General features: G+C 69.7%; 19 protein-coding genes. 10 read left to right on the forward strand and 9 right to left on the reverse strand.

The window, feature by feature from the left end:
- Positions 1-5: 5 nt before the first annotated feature.
- The 3 genes from Q9R27_RS15080 to Q9R27_RS15090 are packed head-to-tail and all read right to left on the reverse strand — an operon-like array spanning position 6 to position 2,163.
- Positions 6-854: a septum formation family protein gene (locus Q9R27_RS15080; protein ID WP_311253225.1), complete on the reverse strand. Its 849-nt coding sequence runs from the start codon at positions 852-854 to the stop codon at positions 6-8.
- Positions 851-1,675, reverse strand: coding sequence for a septum formation family protein (locus Q9R27_RS15085; protein WP_311253226.1), 825 nt, complete (start codon positions 1,673-1,675; stop codon positions 851-853). Before Q9R27_RS15085 ends, Q9R27_RS15080 begins: the two co-directional genes overlap by 4 nt.
- Complete coding sequence (locus tag Q9R27_RS15090; RefSeq protein WP_311253227.1) at positions 1,672-2,163, reverse strand: NAD(P)H-dependent oxidoreductase; 492 nt, start codon at positions 2,161-2,163, stop codon at positions 1,672-1,674. The genes Q9R27_RS15085 and Q9R27_RS15090 overlap by 4 nt, the downstream gene beginning before the upstream one ends.
- Before the next feature lie 196 nt (positions 2,164-2,359).
- On the opposite strand from Q9R27_RS15090, the gene leuA reads away from it, so the two are divergent.
- Complete coding sequence (gene leuA, locus Q9R27_RS15095) at positions 2,360-4,075, forward strand: 2-isopropylmalate synthase (protein WP_311253327.1); 1,716 nt, start codon at positions 2,360-2,362, stop codon at positions 4,073-4,075.
- A gap of 6 nt (positions 4,076-4,081) precedes the next feature.
- On the opposite strand, the gene Q9R27_RS15100 is transcribed toward leuA, so the two are convergent.
- The gene (locus tag Q9R27_RS15100) at positions 4,082-4,864 is read right to left on the reverse strand and encodes an ion transporter (RefSeq protein ID WP_311253228.1); all 783 of its coding nucleotides are present in this window, start codon (positions 4,862-4,864) and stop codon (positions 4,082-4,084) included.
- 47 nt (positions 4,865-4,911) lie between these two features.
- Here Q9R27_RS15100 and Q9R27_RS15105 point away from each other — a divergent pair, with 47 nt between their 5' ends.
- From Q9R27_RS15105 to recO, 3 genes are read left to right on the forward strand one after another with little or no spacing between them, the layout of a single operon-like run.
- Positions 4,912-5,598 (forward strand): MOSC domain-containing protein, encoded by a 687-nt coding sequence (locus Q9R27_RS15105; protein ID WP_311253229.1) that lies wholly within the window; start codon positions 4,912-4,914, stop codon positions 5,596-5,598.
- 9 nt (positions 5,599-5,607) lie between these two features.
- Positions 5,608-6,480: an alpha/beta hydrolase gene (locus Q9R27_RS15110; protein ID WP_311253230.1), complete on the forward strand. Its 873-nt coding sequence runs from the start codon at positions 5,608-5,610 to the stop codon at positions 6,478-6,480.
- Between the two features lie 17 nt (positions 6,481-6,497).
- A complete protein-coding gene (gene recO, locus Q9R27_RS15115) occupies positions 6,498-7,226 on the forward strand; it encodes a DNA repair protein RecO (RefSeq protein WP_311253231.1) in 729 nt (242 codons plus the stop codon).
- A 15-nt stretch (positions 7,227-7,241) separates the two neighbouring features.
- Here recO and Q9R27_RS15120 read toward each other — a convergent pair whose 3' ends face one another.
- Positions 7,242-7,700 carry a MarR family transcriptional regulator gene (locus tag Q9R27_RS15120; RefSeq protein ID WP_311253232.1) on the reverse strand — a complete coding sequence of 153 codons (459 nt, stop codon included), beginning with the start codon at positions 7,698-7,700 and terminating at the stop codon, positions 7,242-7,244.
- 44 nt (positions 7,701-7,744) lie between these two features.
- On the opposite strand from Q9R27_RS15120, the gene Q9R27_RS15125 reads away from it, so the two are divergent.
- A complete protein-coding gene (locus tag Q9R27_RS15125; protein WP_311253233.1) occupies positions 7,745-8,509 on the forward strand; it encodes an isoprenyl transferase in 765 nt (254 codons plus the stop codon).
- Positions 8,510-8,605: 96 nt separating this feature from the next.
- Entirely contained in the window at positions 8,606-9,577 is a 972-nt protein-coding gene (locus Q9R27_RS15130) for a hypothetical protein (RefSeq protein ID WP_311253234.1), read from the forward strand.
- 77 nt (positions 9,578-9,654) lie between these two features.
- Here the strand turns inward: Q9R27_RS15130 and Q9R27_RS15135 are convergent, their stop codons facing one another.
- From Q9R27_RS15135 to Q9R27_RS15150, 4 genes are read right to left on the reverse strand one after another with little or no spacing between them, the layout of a single operon-like run.
- Entirely contained in the window at positions 9,655-10,077 is a 423-nt protein-coding gene (locus Q9R27_RS15135; RefSeq protein WP_311253235.1) for a Fur family transcriptional regulator, read from the reverse strand.
- Positions 10,064-11,050 carry a metal ABC transporter permease gene (locus tag Q9R27_RS15140; protein WP_311253236.1) on the reverse strand — a complete coding sequence of 329 codons (987 nt, stop codon included), beginning with the start codon at positions 11,048-11,050 and terminating at the stop codon, positions 10,064-10,066. The genes Q9R27_RS15135 and Q9R27_RS15140 overlap by 14 nt, the downstream gene beginning before the upstream one ends.
- The gene (locus tag Q9R27_RS15145) at positions 11,050-11,868 is read right to left on the reverse strand and encodes an ATP-binding cassette domain-containing protein (RefSeq protein ID WP_311253237.1); all 819 of its coding nucleotides are present in this window, start codon (positions 11,866-11,868) and stop codon (positions 11,050-11,052) included. The genes Q9R27_RS15140 and Q9R27_RS15145 overlap by 1 nt, the downstream gene beginning before the upstream one ends.
- Positions 11,865-12,821, reverse strand: coding sequence for a metal ABC transporter substrate-binding protein (locus tag Q9R27_RS15150; protein WP_311253238.1), 957 nt, complete (start codon positions 12,819-12,821; stop codon positions 11,865-11,867). Before Q9R27_RS15150 ends, Q9R27_RS15145 begins: the two co-directional genes overlap by 4 nt.
- 76 nt (positions 12,822-12,897) lie before the next feature.
- On the opposite strand from Q9R27_RS15150, the gene Q9R27_RS15155 reads away from it, so the two are divergent.
- From Q9R27_RS15155 to dusB, 4 genes are read left to right on the forward strand one after another with little or no spacing between them, the layout of a single operon-like run.
- On the forward strand, positions 12,898-13,218 hold the full coding sequence (locus Q9R27_RS15155) for an antibiotic biosynthesis monooxygenase family protein (protein ID WP_311253239.1): 321 nt from the start codon (positions 12,898-12,900) through the stop codon (positions 13,216-13,218).
- 45 nt (positions 13,219-13,263) lie between these two features.
- Positions 13,264-14,661: a glycine--tRNA ligase gene (locus Q9R27_RS15160; RefSeq protein WP_311253240.1), complete on the forward strand. Its 1,398-nt coding sequence runs from the start codon at positions 13,264-13,266 to the stop codon at positions 14,659-14,661.
- Between the two features lie 14 nt (positions 14,662-14,675).
- On the forward strand, positions 14,676-15,341 hold the full coding sequence (locus Q9R27_RS15165; RefSeq protein ID WP_311253241.1) for a hypothetical protein: 666 nt from the start codon (positions 14,676-14,678) through the stop codon (positions 15,339-15,341).
- 37 nt (positions 15,342-15,378) lie between these two features.
- Entirely contained in the window at positions 15,379-16,518 is a 1,140-nt protein-coding gene (dusB, locus tag Q9R27_RS15170) for a tRNA dihydrouridine synthase DusB (RefSeq protein WP_311253242.1), read from the forward strand.
- Positions 16,519-16,580: the final 62 nt, after the last annotated feature.

The following is a 16,580-nucleotide window of genomic DNA, read 5'->3' on the forward strand; positions in this document are numbered from 1 at the left end:
GCAGGTCAGCTGGCCGGGATCCAGCAGGTGCCGTGCCGGGTGCCGGCCGCCCACTGCTCCTGCGAGGGCCACTCATAGCTCCAGGTGAACTTGAGCTTGTCCTCGGCCCGGTCCTGGGCCTCGGCCTTGCACGCCGACTCACCGGCGGCACGGGCTGCCTTCTCGCCCGGCCAGGCACCGTCAGCGCCTGCCTTGATGGTGGTCGTCGAGATCGCCCGCCAGCTGTGCTTGGCGCTGCACACCACCCGGGAGAAGTCGTCGGTGCCGGGCTTGCCGGTGCTGCACAGCGCGAACCGTTCCCGGCCCTCGCTGGTGCCCAGCACGCCCTTCAAATCGGCGGTCAGGGGCAGGAACTTCTCCGGCCCGGCCAGGACGACGGCGTCGCAGCGATACCAGTTGTGGCCCGCGTCGGACTGCTCCAGCGTGGGGCTGAACCAGATCGGCCGGATCATGCTCAACCGCAGCGCCTCCTCGGAGCCGCCGACGAACTTCGCCAGCCGCGCCGGGCACGCCGCAGCGACCTGCTCGCGCACGTGGGCGGAGTCGACCGCGACCAGGTGGCCGTCCACGACCGTGTCGAGTTCGCCCACGGCGTACGTCTGGGAGGTGTGCGCGCCGGCGCAGTCGACGGGCTCGGCGGTGTCGGTGGGGGAGAGCGCGTCGGCATAGGCCAGGTCGTGGCATTCGCCGACCTCGGGCCCGGCCGGTGCCACGGCGGGCGTCGGGCTTGCGGACTCCGACGGCGCAGCGGTGGGCTCCTCGTCGCCGGAGCAGGCGCCGAGCACGCCCAGTGCCAGCACGAGGGCGCCCAGGCCCGCGCCGAGCCGGGCCCGCGTGGTGTGGACCCTGCTCATTCCGAGGTCCTCGCCCAGCAGATCGAACGCCGGTTGCCGGCCTTCCACTCCGGCTCGTGGAACCAGGTGTAGGCATAGTCGTAGTCGACCGGGTAGTTCATCCACGCACCCACCGAGTCGGAGCAGTAGTCGCGGCTGCGGACCTCGACCAGCCGGTCGCCCGGGTAGGGGTCCTCCGGCTTGCCGATCACGATCGTGGTCACCGCGCGCCAGTCGTGGTCCTGGGCGCACGGCACCTTGACCGAACCGACGACGCTCTCGCCCTGCGCGCAGACCATCCAGTCATCCGGTGGCTGCCCGGAGAGGAGTCCCTTGGCCGTCTCCGGCAGGTTCACGTACGACTTCGCCTGGTCACCGCCGCCGACGATGTCGCAGCGATACCACCGCGCGCCGTCGGCCCACGCCTTCTCCGAGGGGCGGAACCAGGCCCAGCTCACCACGCTGCGCATCACCAGCGACTCGTTGGCGCCGAGGAACTTCTCGAAGGCGGCGGCGCAGGTCTGGTAGGCCCACAGCCCCAGCTTCTCGCTGGTGTAGCCGCTCTCGGCCACCTCGTCAGGGATGGTGCCGATCGCATAGGTCTCCGCGGTGTGCGGCTCGGCGCAGTCGACCGTCTTCGTGGCGTTCGACGACTGCCCGACGTCCTCGGGGGTGAGCATCCGGCAGGCGCCCAGTTCGGGAGGCTCGACGGCGTCGACCTGCTCGGGGTCGATCCGGTCGGCAGCGTCGTCGGAGCAGGCCGCCAAGGGGAGGAGGAGGGCAGCGGCGGCCGCGGCAATCCCCAGTCGGCGTCGGCGGTGCACGGTCAGCGGAGTCCTCACGTCGTCAACAGTGCGGCGATCGTACCGCCCAGTTCCATGGCCGCCGAAGTGTGCGCGTCCTCCACCTCGCCCAGCACCTCCAGTACGTCGTACGCCGGGCGCCAGCCGAGCGCGCCGGTGATTGACTGCACCGAGCGGACCGCCCCGGTGGTGTCGTAGCGGCCGTGGACGTAGAGGCCGAACGGCCGCTTCTGGGTGGCCCCGGCCGACTCGCCCGCGCCGCCGTCGGGGTCCAGGGCGCCGCCAACGGCGAGGAAGGTGGAGTCGAAGAAGTGCTTGAGTGCCCCGGACATGTAGCCGAAGTTGGCCGGCGTACCGAGGACGTAGCCATCGGCAGCGAGGACGTCGTCGGCGCTCGCCTCCAGGGCGGGGCGGACCACCACCTCGACCTCCTCCAGGCCCTCGCTGCCGGCGCCGGCCAGGACCGCTTCGGTGAGGGCCTGCATGGATCTGGTGGGGGAGTGGTGGACGACGAGCAGCGTGGCCATGGCGTCAATGCTAGGGTGGCGTGGTCATGAAGATGCGCAACCTCCTCCTTGGCTGCCGCAACGAGGCCTGAGAGCCGGCCCCCTCGTTGCGGAGAGCGTGCTGTGCCCGGCACCCCACGGATACGACGAGGACACCATCGTGACACTGCAGAACACTGATCTGGGCAACACCAGCAACCACCAGCACGCCAGCGGCATGCCGTTCGGCCGCTACACCGCCTTCGAGCCGGTCGACGTGCCGGACCGGACCTGGCCGACGAAGAAGATCACCCACGCCCCGCGCTGGCTCTCCACCGACCTGCGCGACGGCAACCAGGCGCTGATCGACCCGATGACGCCCGCCCGCAAGCTGACCATGTTCGAGCTGCTGGTGAAGATGGGCTACAAGGAGATCGAGGTCGGCTTCCCCAGCGCCAGCCAGACCGACTTCGACTTCGTGCGCAAGCTGATCGAGGAAGACCGGATCCCCGATGACGTACAGATCTCGGTGCTGACCCAGGCGCGCGAGGACCTGATCGAGCGGACCGTGGAGTCGCTGGTCGGCTCCGACCGGGCCACCATCCACCTCTACAACGCCACCGCGCCGCTCTTCCAGCGCGTGGTCTTCGGGGTGACCCCCGAGGAGTGCATCAACATCGCCGTGCGCGGCACCGAGATGGTGATGAAGTACGCCGACGAACTGCTCGGCGACTGCGCCTTCGGCTACCAGTACTCCCCGGAGATCTTCACCCAGTCCGATACCGACTTCGCGCTGGCCGTCTGCGAGGCCGTCTCCGACGTGTGGCAGCCCGAGGCGGGTCGCGAGATCATCCTCAACCTGCCGGCGACGGTGGAGATGTCCACCCCGAACACCTATGCCGACCAGATCGAATACTTCAGCCGTGGCCTGACCCGGCGCGAGCACTCCGCCGTCAGCCTGCACCCGCACAACGACCGCGGCACCGCGGTGGCGGCCACCGAACTGGCCCTGATGGCCGGTGCGGACCGGGTCGAGGGGTGCCTCTTCGGGCACGGCGAGCGGACCGGCAACGTCGACCTGGTCACCCTGGGCATGAACCTGTTCAGCCAGGGCATCGACCCGCAGGTCGACTTCTCCGACATCGACGAGGTGCGGCGTACCGTCGAATACTGCACCGGCCTGCCGGTGCACCCGCGCCACCCGTACGCCGGCGACCTGGTCTACACCGCCTTCTCCGGCTCCCACCAGGACGCCATCAAGAAGGGCCTGGAAGACCTGGACCGCCAGGCCGCCGAGCGCGGCATCTCGGTGCGCGACATCGCGTGGGAGGCGCCGTACCTGCCGATCGACCCCAAGGACGTCGGCCGCACCTATGAAGCGGTGATCCGGGTCAACAGCCAGTCCGGCAAGGGCGGGGTGGCCTACATCCTCAAGGCCGAGCACAAGCTGGACCTGCCGCGCCGCGCGCAGATCGAGTTCAGCCGGGTGGTCCAGGGGCACACCGACTCCGAGGGCGGCGAGATGACGCCCGAGCAGATCTGGGACGTCTTCCGCGGTGAATACCTCGAGCGGACCGAGCCGCTGCGGCTCAACTCGGTGCGCACCTCCTCCACCGAGGGCGGCAAGGACGACCTGGCCGTGAACATCTACGTCGACGGCGAGCAGCGGGAACTGGTGGGCTCCGGCAACGGCCCGATCAACGCCTTCACCAACGCGCTCGCCGACCTGGTCGAGGCCGAGCAGGCGAAGGGGAACCCGCTCTTCGAGAACCGTGGCGAGGTGCGGGTCCTGGACTACGCCGAGCACGCGCTCTCGGCCGGTGGTGACGCCATCGCCGCGGCGTACGTCGAATGTGCGGTCGGCGACCAGGTGCTGTGGGGCGTCGGGCTGGACGCCAACATCGTCACCGCATCGCTCAAGGCCGTGATCTCGGCGATCAACCGCGCCGGCTGACCCGCCTCAGCGGGCCGGGGTGCCGGCCTGCTGTTCCTCGTAGCGCCCGCGCACCGACGCGCGCATCTGGTCGATGTTCTCCCGCAGGGCATCGGAGATCAGTTCGTCGGTGCGCGGGTCGCTGAGCATCTCGAAGACCAGCCGGAAGACGGTGTCGCTGACCAGGCGCACCACGTCGTCGTGGAAGGGCAGGAACTTCAACCGGCCCACCTGGGCGTCCTTGCGGACCAGTTCCAGCACCATCGCATCGAGTTCGGCGCGGTTCTCCTCGAGTGCCCGGGCGATGTTGCTGGTGTAGTTCCCGGTCTGCAGCACCGCCGCCACCTCGTCGATCACCGCGATGGTGACCGGGCGCTTGATCACCTCCACGATCGTCTCGGTGCCCTGCTTGACGATGGCTGCGGTCACCCGGTCGCCGAAGGCGCGGTCGGCCGCACGCCCCAGGCGGGCCAGCACGATGACGATGCGGAGCAGCCGGAAGGCACGGAAGGCGGGGTGGGAGATCGGGATCATCCCGAGCACCTCGTACCAGTACTTCAACGGGAACTTCCAGCCGTCCCCGGAGCGACCCCAGCGCCAGCAGAACTCGACCGCGAAGAGCGCACAGATCGCATAGTCGGCAAGGATCACCCGGCGCTCGGTCGCCGGCTCGACGTCCCAGAACGTGATCCAGACCAGGAGCGCGACCGAAATGATCGCGATCGCCAGCATCGTCCAGTCGGCGACCCCGACCGGAGGCTTCGAGGGATAGTTCGCCAGGGGTGGCTGCTTGGGTGGGCGGCTCGGCATGGGACAAGACTCTCAGGTCGACGCGCTCGGGTGCCTACAATGGGCCGATGCGAGTCGTGCGTGTGCGCCGTTATCCGGTGAAGTCCTGCGCCGGCGAGAGCCTCGACGAGGTGGCCGTCGAGGCGCGTGGCCTGGCCGGCGACCGGGGCTGGGCCGTGGGCGACGAGGACGGGAAACTCGCCTCGGGCAAGGACACCCGCCGCTTTCGGCGACTGGACCCGGTCTTCGAGCTGGCCGCACGGCTCGGCGATCGGCCGGTGCCGCAGGTGCGCTTCCCGGACTCCGCGGCATGGCTCCCGGTGGACGGTCCGGACGCCGACGCCAGGCTCCGCGCCCACTTCGCCCGACCGGTCCGGTTTCGACCCGAGGGCCCGGTCGACCACATGGACTCGGGCCGGGTCTCCCTGGTCGGGACGGCATCCCTGGCCGCCCTCGGCGCGTTGCTCGGCACCGAGGTGGACCCACGCAGGTTCCGGGTCAACCTGGTCATCGAGACCGAGGTTCCCTGGGAGGAGGAGGGGTGGCTCGGCCACGAGGTGCGCATCGGGAGCGTCGTACTCCGCCCGGTCGCGGTGATCCCGCGGTGCCGGATGGTCGACATCGCCCAGGACGGAGTGGCCCGGGAGCCCGGGCTGCTGAAGGCGATCGGTGGCCACCGGGATCTCAGGTTCGCGGTGTACGCCGACGTGGCGGTGACGGGCTCGATCGCTGTCGACGACGCCGTTCTCGTCTAGATTGCTCCCATGCCACGCACCCCGTTGGTCTCCGAACGCATCGGCCAGTTCTTCGTCGGCGAGGACCGGCTGGAATACACCGAGTACGGCGCAGGCGAGCGCTGGGTGGTCCTCATCCACGGCCAGTTGATGGTGCGCCGGATGTGCCAGCCGCTGGCCCGGGCCCTGGCCGCCGAGGGCAACCACGTGATCACCCTCGACCTGCTCGGCCACGGGCGGTCGGACCGCCCCGCGGATCCGATGGTCTATTCGATGACCGCATTCGCCGAGCAGGTGGTGGCGCTGCTCGACCACCTCGGCGCCGACACCGCCGTGATCGGTGGCACCTCGCTGGGGGCCAACGTCTCCCTGGAAGTCGCGGCGATAGCGCCCGAGCGGGTGCGCGGCCTGCTGGCGGAGATGCCCGTGCTGGACAACGCGGTCGAGGCCGGCCTGGTCGCGTTCGGGCCGATGATGCTGGCGGCGCGCTACCTGCCCGTCACCGTCGGCGCGGTCCGGATGCTCTCGCGGCCGGTGCCGCGGGGCCTGGTGCCGTTCTGGGCAGGGGTCCTGCTCGACACGCTGGACCAGCGCGCCGACTCGATGGCCGCGGTCCTGCACGGCATCGTCTTCGGCCGAATCGCCCCACCGACCCGGGAACGCCGTGCGATCGACGTACCCACGATGGTGGTCGGGCACCCCTCCGACCCGATCCATCCGGCGGCCGATGCCGCAATGCTGGCCGCCGAGGTGCCCGACGCCCGATTCGTCCAGGCGCGCAGCATCCTGGAGTGGCGCCTGGCGCCGCAGCGGCTCGATGCCGAAGCGGTCGCCTTCGTGGACGAGTGCTGGGCGCCGGCGGCAGCCGGGACACGCGCGCGGGGCGGGAAAAGCCGCGCCTGAGGCGGCACAATGGACCCATGCCCCTCTATCGCGCCGAAGCCGTGGTGCTGCGGACCCACAAGCTCGGTGAGGCGGACCGGATCATCACGTTGCTCACCCGCGAGCAGGGCTTGGTGCGTGCCGTGGCCAAGGGCGTACGTCGGACCACGTCGCGCTGGGGTTCGCGGCTGGAACCGTTCACCCACGTGGACCTGCAACTGGCCGAGGGGCGCAACCTGGATGTGATCACCCAGGCCGAGGCGATCGACCCGTTCGCGGCGCGGCTGGGCATGGACTATGACCGCTACACCGCCGGGACGGCCATGCTCGAGACCGCCGAGCGCCTGGTCACCGAGGAGCGGCAACCGGCGGTGCAGCAGTTCCTGCTCCTGGTCGGCGGGCTGCGGGCCCTGACCAGCCCCGAGCGGCAGCCCGGGCAGGTGCTCGACTCCTACTTCCTGCGCTCGCTCTCGGTGGCCGGCTATGCCCCGTCGTTCGACACCTGCGCCCGTTGCGATGCGCCCGGGCCGCACCGGTGGTTCAACCCTGCCGCCGGCGGCATCCTGTGCACCACTTGCCGACTGCCGGGGTCGGCGAACCCGGCGCCAGAGACCGTGGCACTGATGGGCGCGCTGCTCGCCGGTGACTGGGCGCACGTGGCCGGGGCCAGCCAGCGCCACCTGCGCGAGGCGACCGGCCTGGTCGCGGCGTACCTGCACTGGCACCTGGAGCGCGGACTGCGCTCGCTGGCGTACGTCGAGCGCTGACGCGCCCGGGGCAGGTCAGCTGTCCGCGTCGTCCTCGCGCTCGATCCAGCTGTCGACCGTCTCGTTGAAGCGGGTCAGTGAGGCGAGGAACTCGGTGCGCTGCGCCTTGGTCCACTCGTGCAGCAGCGCGTCGAGCATCTGGCGGCGGTGGGCGCGAGCCTCCGCGACAGCCTCGGCGCCCTGGTCGGTGAGGCTGAGCACGGTGGCGCGACGGTCGCGCTCGTCGACGTGCTTCTCCGCCAGCCCGAGGCGGACCACGGCCTGGACCTGGCGGGTGATGGTGGACGGATCGAGGCGGAAGGCATTGGCGATCGAGCCCAGCCGCTGCGGGCCGTCGTCGGAGAGCAGGCAGAGGATGCCATAGCTGGAACGCTCCAGTTCCACGTCACCGGAGGCGGTGCGCACGTGGATGGCCTGGGTACGGCGCAGCATCTTGAAGAGTTGCTGCTCGATCTGATCGTTCTGATTCACCACGTGGGAAGCATAGGACGAGATTGCCCCCGCATAGGGTGTATTCCGTGACTCGCGCGATCCGCAAACCGACTCCGCACCCCTCCGGCGCCCGTCCGCCGGCGATCCCGAAGGAACTCGTGCCCCGCCACGTCGCCATCGTGATGGACGGCAACGGCAGGTGGGCCAAGGAGCGCGGCCTGCCCCGTACGGCCGGACACGAGCAGGGCGAGTCGTCGCTCTTCGACGTGGTCGAGGGCGCCATCGAGATCGGGGTGAAGGCGGTCTCGGCGTACGCGTTCTCCACCGAGAACTGGTCGCGCTCGCCCGACGAGGTGCGGTTCCTGATGGGCTTCAACCGTGACGTGATCCGCCGCCGCCGCGACGAGATGCACGAGTTGGGGGTGCGGGTGCGCTGGGCCGGGCGGGCGCCGCGGTTGTGGAAGTCGGTGATCCGCGAGTTGCAGGTCGCCGAGGAGATGACGAAGGACAACAAGGTCTGCACCCTGACCATGTGCGTCAACTACGGCGGCCGTGCCGAGGTGGCCGACGCCGCGCGCTCCATCGCCGAGGCGGTCGCTGCCGGGCGACTGGACCCGAGGAAGGTGGACGAGAAGACGTTCGCCCGCCACCTCTACGTCCCCGAACTGGCCGATGCCGACCTGGTCTGGCGTACGTCGGGGGAGCAGCGACTCTCCAACTTCATGCTGTGGCAGGCGGCGTACAGCGAGTTCGTCTTCTCCGACGTGCTCTGGCCCGACGTGGACCGGCGCGACCTGTGGGCCGCGATCGACACCTACGCGCGCCGGGACCGCCGCTACGGCTCCGCCTGAGTACGCCGAGGCGGCACGTGTTGACGCGTATTTCAGGCTCCTGTCCACAGGCTGGTGCGGCACCCCTTGTGGGAGGTCCCGGGTTGGGGTTGGTTCATGGGCATGCAACCCGATCTTGCCCAACCCCTGGATCATTGGTTCCCGCTGCCGGTGGACCAGCCGTTCACCCGGCAGGAGGCGCTTGCCTGCGGCGTGACCGACCGGACCTTGCGTGCACTCATCGATGCGGCCCTGTTGCGCAGACCCGTGCGCGGAGTCTTCGTCGATCACCGCGTCCCTGATTCACTCGACACGCGGGTGCGGATCCTGTCCAAGGTGGTCCCGCCTGGTTCGTTCGTTGCTGACCGCACTGCCGGATGGCTCCACGGGGCGAACATGATCCTGGCTCCGAACGACCACCTCACGGTGCCCAGGGTCTCGGTGTTCCACCTGCCCGGCCGGGACCGGACACGACGCGAAATGGTCGTCAGCGGCGAGCGCGCCCTGGCGCCGGGGGACCTGGTGGAGATCCAGGGGCTCCTCGTCACATCGCCGTTGCGTACGGCGCTGGACCTGGGGCGCTTCCTCCGTCGGGCGCAAGCACTCTCGGCGATGGATTCGTTGTTGAGGCTCGGGCAGTTTGGTCGAGAAGAACTGATAGCCGGCGTGGAACGCTTCGCCCGCCAGCGGGGCGTACGACAATTGCGTGCCATGGCCCCTCTCGCCGATGGGCGGTCGGAGTCTCCGGGCGAGTCCGCCCTGCGCCTGCACTGGTACGACGCGGGCCTGCCGCCACCTGAATTGCAGGTCCCGTACCTGGAGGATGGAAGAGCCCTCTACTACCTCGACATGGGATTGCCCGATCTCAGGTTCGCCGCAGAGTACGACGGGGAGGAGTGGCATTCGAGTGATCGAGACGTCTCGCATGATCGGGTGCGCCGGGAGCGGATGACCCAGCGCGGTGGGTGGCAGATCGAGGTGTTCCGTCGTGCTGACGTCTATGGGCGGGCCAAGGATGCGGACTGGGCACTGTCGGATGCCGTGGTCGAGGCGCGGCGTACGTTCGAGCGCCGGACCCGGTTCCTCTGACGCCCTGCATTCGTCGAGTCGGCGTCAATTGACGCCGACTCGACGTAGAAAAGTGTCAACACGTGCCGACTCGGCGATCAGGTGCAGGAGGGGCAGGTGCCGAAGATCTCCAGGGTGTGGCTGAGGTTGCTGAAGCCGTGCTCGGCGGCGATCGCATCCGCCCAGCGCTCCACGGCCGGCCCCTCCACCTCGATCGTGGCGCCGCAGGAGCGGCAGACCAGGTGGTGGTGGTGCGTGGCGGAGCAGCGGCGGTAGGCGGCCTCGCCCTCCTCGGTGCGCAGCACGTCGACCTCGCCGGCCTCGGCCAGGCGTTGCAGGTTGCGATAGACGGTCGCCAGGCCCACCTTCTCGCCCGAGGCGACGAGCAGGGCGTGGATCTCCTGGGCGGTGCGGAAGTCGTCGTGCCCGTCCAGGACCCGGGCCACGGCCAGTCGTTGGCGGGTCGGGCGGGACCCTGCCAGCGGTGCGGCGGCGGACTTGCGTTCTTCAGTGTTCGTCATAGTGCACTCCGTGTGGCGCGTGTCGATGGCCGTCGTGGACGTAGTCGACATGGTCCCCGTGCTGGATGGCCGGATGGCCACAGTTCTCCCCGTGCTCGTGGGGGTGGTCGGCGATCTCATGATGGCTGAGCGGGTCGATCTCGTCGAAGGGTTGCAGGCGGCGTCGCCGGTGGCGCAGCCAGGCCCCCAGCGGCCAGGTGAGGGCGAAGCAGGCCAGCGCCAGCAGGACGATGGTCGGGCCGGGCGCCACATCGGCGACCAGGGCAGCGAAGACCAGGCCGCCGACGGAGGCGAAGACGCCGATCGCCATCGAGGCCAGCAAGGTGGTCCGGAAACTGCGGGTGACCTGCTGGGAGGTGGCCACCGGGATGATCATCAGCGCCGAAACCAGCAGCAGGCCCACGGTGCGCATGGCGATCGTGACGGTGACGGCGGCCAGCACCGCGACCAGGATGTTGTAGAAGCGGATGTTGAGCCCGGCCACCTTGGCGAACTCCTGGTCCTGGGCAACCGCGAAGAGTTGTGGGGCCAGGCCGAGGCCGATCACGATCACGATCGCGGCGAGCACCATCGTGACGACCACGTCGTCGGGGGAGAGCGTGGTGATCGAGCCGAAGAGGAACTCCTGCAGGCGCGCCGCACTCTGGCCCGCGATGCCGGTGATCAGTACGCCGCCGGCGATGCCGCCGTAGAAGAGCAGGGCCAGGGCGACGTCGCCGTTGGCGGCACCACGCTCGCGGATCACCTCGATCAGTACGGCACCGGCGATGGCCACGGCGACCGCGGTCCAGGTGGGGGAGGTGCCGGTGAGCAGGCCCAGGGCGACCCCGGTGACTGCCACATGGCCGATGCCGTCGCCCATCAGGGAGAGGCGTCGCTGGACCAGGTAGGTGCCCACCACGGGGGCAGCCATGCCGGTGAAGAGCGCCGCGATCAGGGCGCGGAGCATGAAGGGGACGAGGAGCAGTTCCATCAGTTCGCCCCCTCCGGCTCGGCCGCGGTGTCCAGCGGCGAGGCGACGTGGGGGATGTGGTCGCGCGAGCGCGGCGTGGGGTCGTGCAGGTGGGGAGCGAAGAGCGGCCCGTGCACCTCGTGGTCGACCAGCGGACCGCCGTCATAGGCGATCCGGCCGTCACGCATCACGATCGCCCGGTCCACCAGCGGCGCCATCGGGCCGAGTTCGTGGGCGACCAGCACCACGGTGGCCCGGCGCTCCTTGAGCACGGTGAGGGCATCAGCGAGGGCGCGCTGGTTGGGCAGGTCGACCCCGGCCGTGGGCTCGTCGAGGAAGAAGAGTTCCGGCTCCCCGGCCAGGGCGCGGGCGATCAGCACGCGCTGCTGCTGGCCACCGGACAGGGTGGTGATGCCGTCGCGGGCACGATCGCGCAGGCCGACCACCTCCAGGGCGTCGTTGATCGCCTGGCGGTCGTTGCGCAGCAACGGACGCAGCCAGCGGCGCCGGGTGAGGCGCCCGGAGGCGACCATCTCCCAGACCGAGACCGGTACGCCGCCGGCCGCGGTGGCCCGTTGCGGCACGAAGCCGATCCGGTGCCAGTCACGGAAGTCCGCCAGGTCATCGCCGAAGATCCGCACCTGCCCGCCCGAGGGCCTGCGCAGCCCGGTCATGGCGCGGACCAGGGTGGACTTCCCGGAGCCGTTGGCGCCCATCAGGGCGACGAACTCGCCGGCATGGATGCGCAGGTCGATGTGGCGCAGGATGGGACGTCCGGCGATGCCGACGGAGCCGTTCTCGATCTCGAGGACGACTTCGCCGGCGCTGGTGGGGCTCAACAAGCGTTGGCCTCCTTGAGGGCCTCCAGGTTCTTCTCCATGAGGGAAACGTAGTCGTCGGACGAGTTGGCGTCACCCGGGCCCTCGATCGGGTCGAGTACGCCGGTGGTGATGCCCAGGTCTGCGGCCATGGATTCGGCAGACTTCTTGCTGGCCAGCGTCTCGGAGAAGACGGTGGTCAGGCCCTCGGCGCGGATCAGGTCCTGGATCCGGGCCTTCTCCGAGGCGGTCGGCTCGGCGCCGGGGGAGAGGCCGGTGATCGACTCGAACTCGAGGCCATAGCGGGCCAGGTAGCCGAACGCGTCGTGGTTGACCACGACCAGGTGGCGCTGGCAGTTGGCCAGCCCATCGGCGTAAGCCGCGTCGAGTTGTTCCAGTTCGGTGCGGAAGGCCTCGGCATTGGCGGTGTAGTCCGCGGCGTGGTCGGGGTCGATGTCGGCCAGGCGGTCGGCGATGGCGTCGGCGAAGTCGGCCATCAACAGCGGGTCGAGCCAGAAGTGCGGGTCGTGCTCGCCGTGGTCATGGTCGTGCCCCTCATGGTGCTCGTGGTCGTGCTCCTCATCACCGTGCTCATCACCGTGGTCGTGCTCCGCGCCGTACTCGCGCAGCGTGATCACCTCGGCAGCATCGAGCACGTCCCCGGCGGCGTTCTGCTCGACGGCCTTGTCGACGGCCGACTGGATGCCGGTGGAGTAGACGACCAGGCGGGCGTCGGCGACCTGCGCGGTCTGGCGAACGCTCAACTCCAGGTCGTGGGGTTCAACTCCGGGCTGGGTCAGGTTGATGACTTCGAAGTGGTCGCCTGCGACTCGCTCGGCGGCGTACGCGAGCGGATAGAAGGAGGCGGTGATCCGGGTCTGGTCCACCTCGACGTCGTCGGAGAAGGCTCCGCATCCGGAGAGGAGGAGGGAGGCGCCCAGGGCGAGGGGAACGGCATGGCGAACGATTGACATGAGAATCATTGTCAATCTATCTGAGAACGGTTGTCAACTTGGCGCGGGACAAGTTGGCACGGGATAGGTTGGCCAGGTGCTCGTCGTCACCAGGTTCCGCGTCCCCGAGGCCACGTCGGCCTCCTTCCGCGACCAACTCCATGACGCCCGCGCGGCCCTGGCCGCCTGTGATGGCTGGGTGGATGGCCACGTCGCGCGCAACGTCGACGACCCGGAACTATGGGTGCTCTCCACGCGCTGGCGCAACGTCGGCGCCTATCGCCGGGCGCTCTCGACGTACGACGTGAAGCTGCGCGCGGTGCCCGTGCTGGGCCATGCCCTCGACGAGCCGAGTGCCTACGAGATCGACGAACCCGGCACCGACCTCAATGTGGCCCGGGCGCGATCGCTAGGCTGAGCACACCCGACCGGCAGCCAGCCGGCCAGAGCCCAGGAGTGCCCCGTGGCGAAGCCGCCCCCCTCGATCGTCGACACCGTCGTCTCCCTCGCCAAGCGGCGAGGTTTCGTCTTCCCGTGCGGCGAGATCTACGGAGGCACCCGCTCGGCCTGGGACTACGGCCCGCTCGGCGTCGAGCTCAAGGAGAACATCAAGCGCCAGTGGTGGAAGGCGATGGTGCAGGGGCGCGAGGACGTCGTCGGCCTCGACTCCAGCATCATCCTGCCCCGCGAGACCTGGGTCGCCTCCGGCCATGTCGACACCTTCAACGACCCGCTGACCGAGTGCCAGTCGTGCCACAAGCGGTTCCGTGCCGACCACCTCCAGGAGCAGTACGCCGAGAAGAAGGGGATCGACAACCCCGACGACGTCGACCTCAAGGACGTCGCCTGCGCCAACTGCGGCACCCGCGGCGCCTGGACCGAGCCCCGTGAGTTCTCCGGCATGCTCAAGACCCACCTCGGTGTGGTCGAGGACGAGTCCGGGCTGCACTACCTGCGCCCCGAGACCGCCCAGGGCATCTTCCTCAACTTCGCCAACGTGGTCACCTCGAGCCGGCGCAAGCCCCCGTTCGGCATCGCCCAGATCGGCAAGAGCTTCCGCAACGAGATCACCCCGGGCAACTTCATCTTCCGCACCCGCGAGTTCGAGCAGATGGAGATGGAGTTCTTCGTCAAGCCGGGCGAGGACGAGGAGTGGCACAAGTACTGGATCGCCGAGCGCACCCAGTGGTACGTCGACCTCGGCATCAACCCGGACAACCTGCGCCATTTCGAGCACCCGCTGGAGAAGTTGAGCCACTACTCCAAGGGCACCACCGACATCGAATACCGCTTCCGGTTCGCCGGCTCGGAGTGGGGTGAGCTCGAGGGCATCGCCAACCGCACCGACTTCGACCTCTCCACCCACGCCAAGCACTCCGGTGCGGACCTCTCCTACTTCGACCAGGCCAACAACGAGCGCTACGTCCCCTATGTCATCGAGCCGGCAGCCGGGCTCTCCCGGAGCCTGATGACCTTCCTGGTCGACGCCTACCACGAGGACGAGGCGCCCAACACCAAGGGCGGCGTCGACAAGCGCACCGTGCTGCGCCTGGACCCGCGCCTGGCCCCGGTCAAGGTGGCGGTGCTGCCGCTGAGCCGCAACGCGGACCTGTCGCCCAAGGCGAAGGCGCTCGCTGCCGAGTTGCGCCGCAACTGGAACGTCGAGTTCGACGACTCCGGCGCGATCGGTCGCCGCTACCGCCGCCAGGACGAGATCGGTACGCCGTACTGCGTTACCGTCGACTTCGACACCCTCGAGGACAACGCGGTGACCGTGCGCGAGCGCGACTCGATGAACCAGGAGCGGATCAGCCTCGACGGCATCAGTGCGTGGTTTGCCGCACGCCTCGTCGGCGCCTGATGCACAATGGCGCCATGACGCCGCCGAACCGCCGATCCTTCACCGCCCGGCCCGCCTTGGTCAGCCTTGCCCTGGTGGCCGGGCTGGCGCTGGGCGCCTGCAGCGGAGACGACGGCGAGGAGGCCGACAAGGAGCCGACCGCCGAGCCGACCATGGTCGACGGGGTCACCGTCGAGGGCCTGGACCTCGCCTTCGGTGAAAGGGCCACCTTCGTGTGGGAGCCGAGCGAGGGTGCCGCGGGCAAGGTGGAGGCGACGGTCGAGGGCGTGAAGGTGGTCTCGATGGACGACTTCGCCGGCTACCAGTTGACCGACGACCTGCGCGCCAGTACGCCGTACTTCGTCGAGGTCTCGGTGACCAACGTCGGGGACGCGGACGTCGGGGGCAGCGTGCTGCCGATCTACCTGGACAACGGCAGCGCCACGCTCTTCCCGTCGGTGGTCTTCCCCAACTACGACAAGTGCGGTCCCCGCGCCCTGCCCGAGGAGTTCGCCAAGGACGCCACGGCTGACCTGTGCCTGGTCTTCTTCGCGCCGAAGGGCACCGAACTGCGCTCGCTGGCGCTGCTGCCGCGCGAGGGGTTCGAGCAGATCGACTGGACCGGCCAGGTCAGCGAGCCCCCGGCCCCGAGCGCTTCGGCGGATGTGACGCCGGATCCGTCGGCCAGCCCGACCGGCTGATTTGTCGGCCCGCGGCCGGCGGGCGGACAATGACCGGGTGCCCCTGCAACTCGGATCCCTGAGCGTCGAGACCCCCGTGGTCCTTGCGCCGATGGCGGGCATCACCAACGCTGCCTATCGCCGGCTGTGCCTGGAGCAGATGGGTGCGCGCGGGGCCGACGGCCTCTTCGTCTGCGAGATGATCACCTCACGCGGGCTGGTCGAGGGCGACGCGATGACCAAGTCGATGCTCACCTTCGACGAGCTGGAGACCGTCCGCAGCGTCCAGCTCTACGGCACCGATCCGGCGTACGTCGGCAAGGCGACCGAGATCCTCTGCGCGGAGTACGGCGTGGCCCACGTCGACCTCAACTTCGGTTGCCCGGTGCCCAAGGTGACCCGCAAGGGTGGCGGGGGAGCGTTGCCGTGGAAGCGGGGGCTGCTCGGCGAGATCCTCGAGGCGTCCGTGCGCGCCGCCGCGCCGTACGACGTGCCGGTGACGATGAAGACCCGCAAGGGCATCGACGACGACCACCTGACCTACCTCGACGCCGGGCGGATCGCCCAGGAGTCCGGCGTCGCCGCGATCGCACTGCACGGGCGGACCGTGCAGCAGGCCTATTCCGGCGTTGCCGACTGGGAGTCGATCGCCGAGCTGGTCGCGCACGTGGACATCCCGGTGCTCGGCAACGGCGACATCTGGGAGGCCGCCGACGCGCTGCGGATGGTCGAGCAGACCGGTGCCGCCGGTGTCGTGGTGGGCCGCGGATGCCTGGGGCGGCCGTGGCTCTTCCGCGACCTGGCTGCGGCCTTCGCCGGCGAGAGCATCGCCACCCTGCCCACCCTGGGCGAGGTCGCCGCGATGATGCGCCGCCATGCCGAACTGCTCTCCCGGCACATGGGGGAGGAGCGCGGCTGCAAGGAGTTCCGCAAGCACGTGTCGTGGTATCTCAAGGGCTTCCGCGCCGGCGGCCCGCTGCGCCACGCGCTGGCCCTGGTGGACAGCCTGGCCACGCTGGACGCACTGCTCGCCGAGCTCGACCCGGACGAATCGTTCCCGGTCGGGGAGCTGGGTACGCCGCGGGGTCGCCAGGGTGCGCCGCGGCGCCACGTGGTCCTGCCCGAGGGATGGCTCGGGGACGCCGATGGCTCCGGGACGTGCGTCGCCGAGGACGTGCTGGCCGCCTCCGGAGGGTGAAGTCGCCCACATGATGGGTCCGTTTTGCGCCTGAATGTGGCCCAGGCCTCGCGTCACCGGTG

Origin of the sequence: Nocardioides sp. AE5, assembly GCF_031844485.1 — a bacterium.
Lineage (GTDB): Bacteria > Actinomycetota > Actinomycetes > Propionibacteriales > Nocardioidaceae > Nocardioides.

Bases quoted from the DNA above. Each gene is read 5' to 3' on its own strand.
- Q9R27_RS15080 (WP_311253225.1), bottom strand. From the start codon at position 854: ATGAGCAGGGTCCACACCACGCGGGCCCGGCTCGGCGCGGGCCTGGGC.
- recO (WP_311253231.1), top strand. From the start codon at position 6,498: ATGCCCCTCTATCGCGCCGAAGCCGTGGTGCTGCGGACCCACAAGCTC.
- leuA (WP_311253327.1), top strand. From the start codon at position 2,360: ATGCCGTTCGGCCGCTACACCGCCTTCGAGCCGGTCGACGTGCCGGAC.
- Q9R27_RS15140 (WP_311253236.1), bottom strand. From the start codon at position 11,050: ATGGAACTGCTCCTCGTCCCCTTCATGCTCCGCGCCCTGATCGCGGCG.
- Q9R27_RS15110 (WP_311253230.1), top strand. From the start codon at position 5,608: ATGCCACGCACCCCGTTGGTCTCCGAACGCATCGGCCAGTTCTTCGTC.
- Q9R27_RS15165 (WP_311253241.1), top strand. From the start codon at position 14,676: ATGACGCCGCCGAACCGCCGATCCTTCACCGCCCGGCCCGCCTTGGTC.
- Q9R27_RS15135 (WP_311253235.1), bottom strand. From the start codon at position 10,077: ATGACGAACACTGAAGAACGCAAGTCCGCCGCCGCACCGCTGGCAGGG.
- Q9R27_RS15105 (WP_311253229.1), top strand. From the start codon at position 4,912: ATGCGAGTCGTGCGTGTGCGCCGTTATCCGGTGAAGTCCTGCGCCGGC.
- Q9R27_RS15090 (WP_311253227.1), bottom strand. From the start codon at position 2,163: ATGGCCACGCTGCTCGTCGTCCACCACTCCCCCACCAGATCCATGCAG.
- Q9R27_RS15130 (WP_311253234.1), top strand. From the start codon at position 8,606: ATGGGCATGCAACCCGATCTTGCCCAACCCCTGGATCATTGGTTCCCG.
- Q9R27_RS15100 (WP_311253228.1), bottom strand. From the start codon at position 4,864: ATGCCGAGCCGCCCACCCAAGCAGCCACCCCTGGCGAACTATCCCTCG.
- Q9R27_RS15150 (WP_311253238.1), bottom strand. From the start codon at position 12,821: ATGTCAATCGTTCGCCATGCCGTTCCCCTCGCCCTGGGCGCCTCCCTC.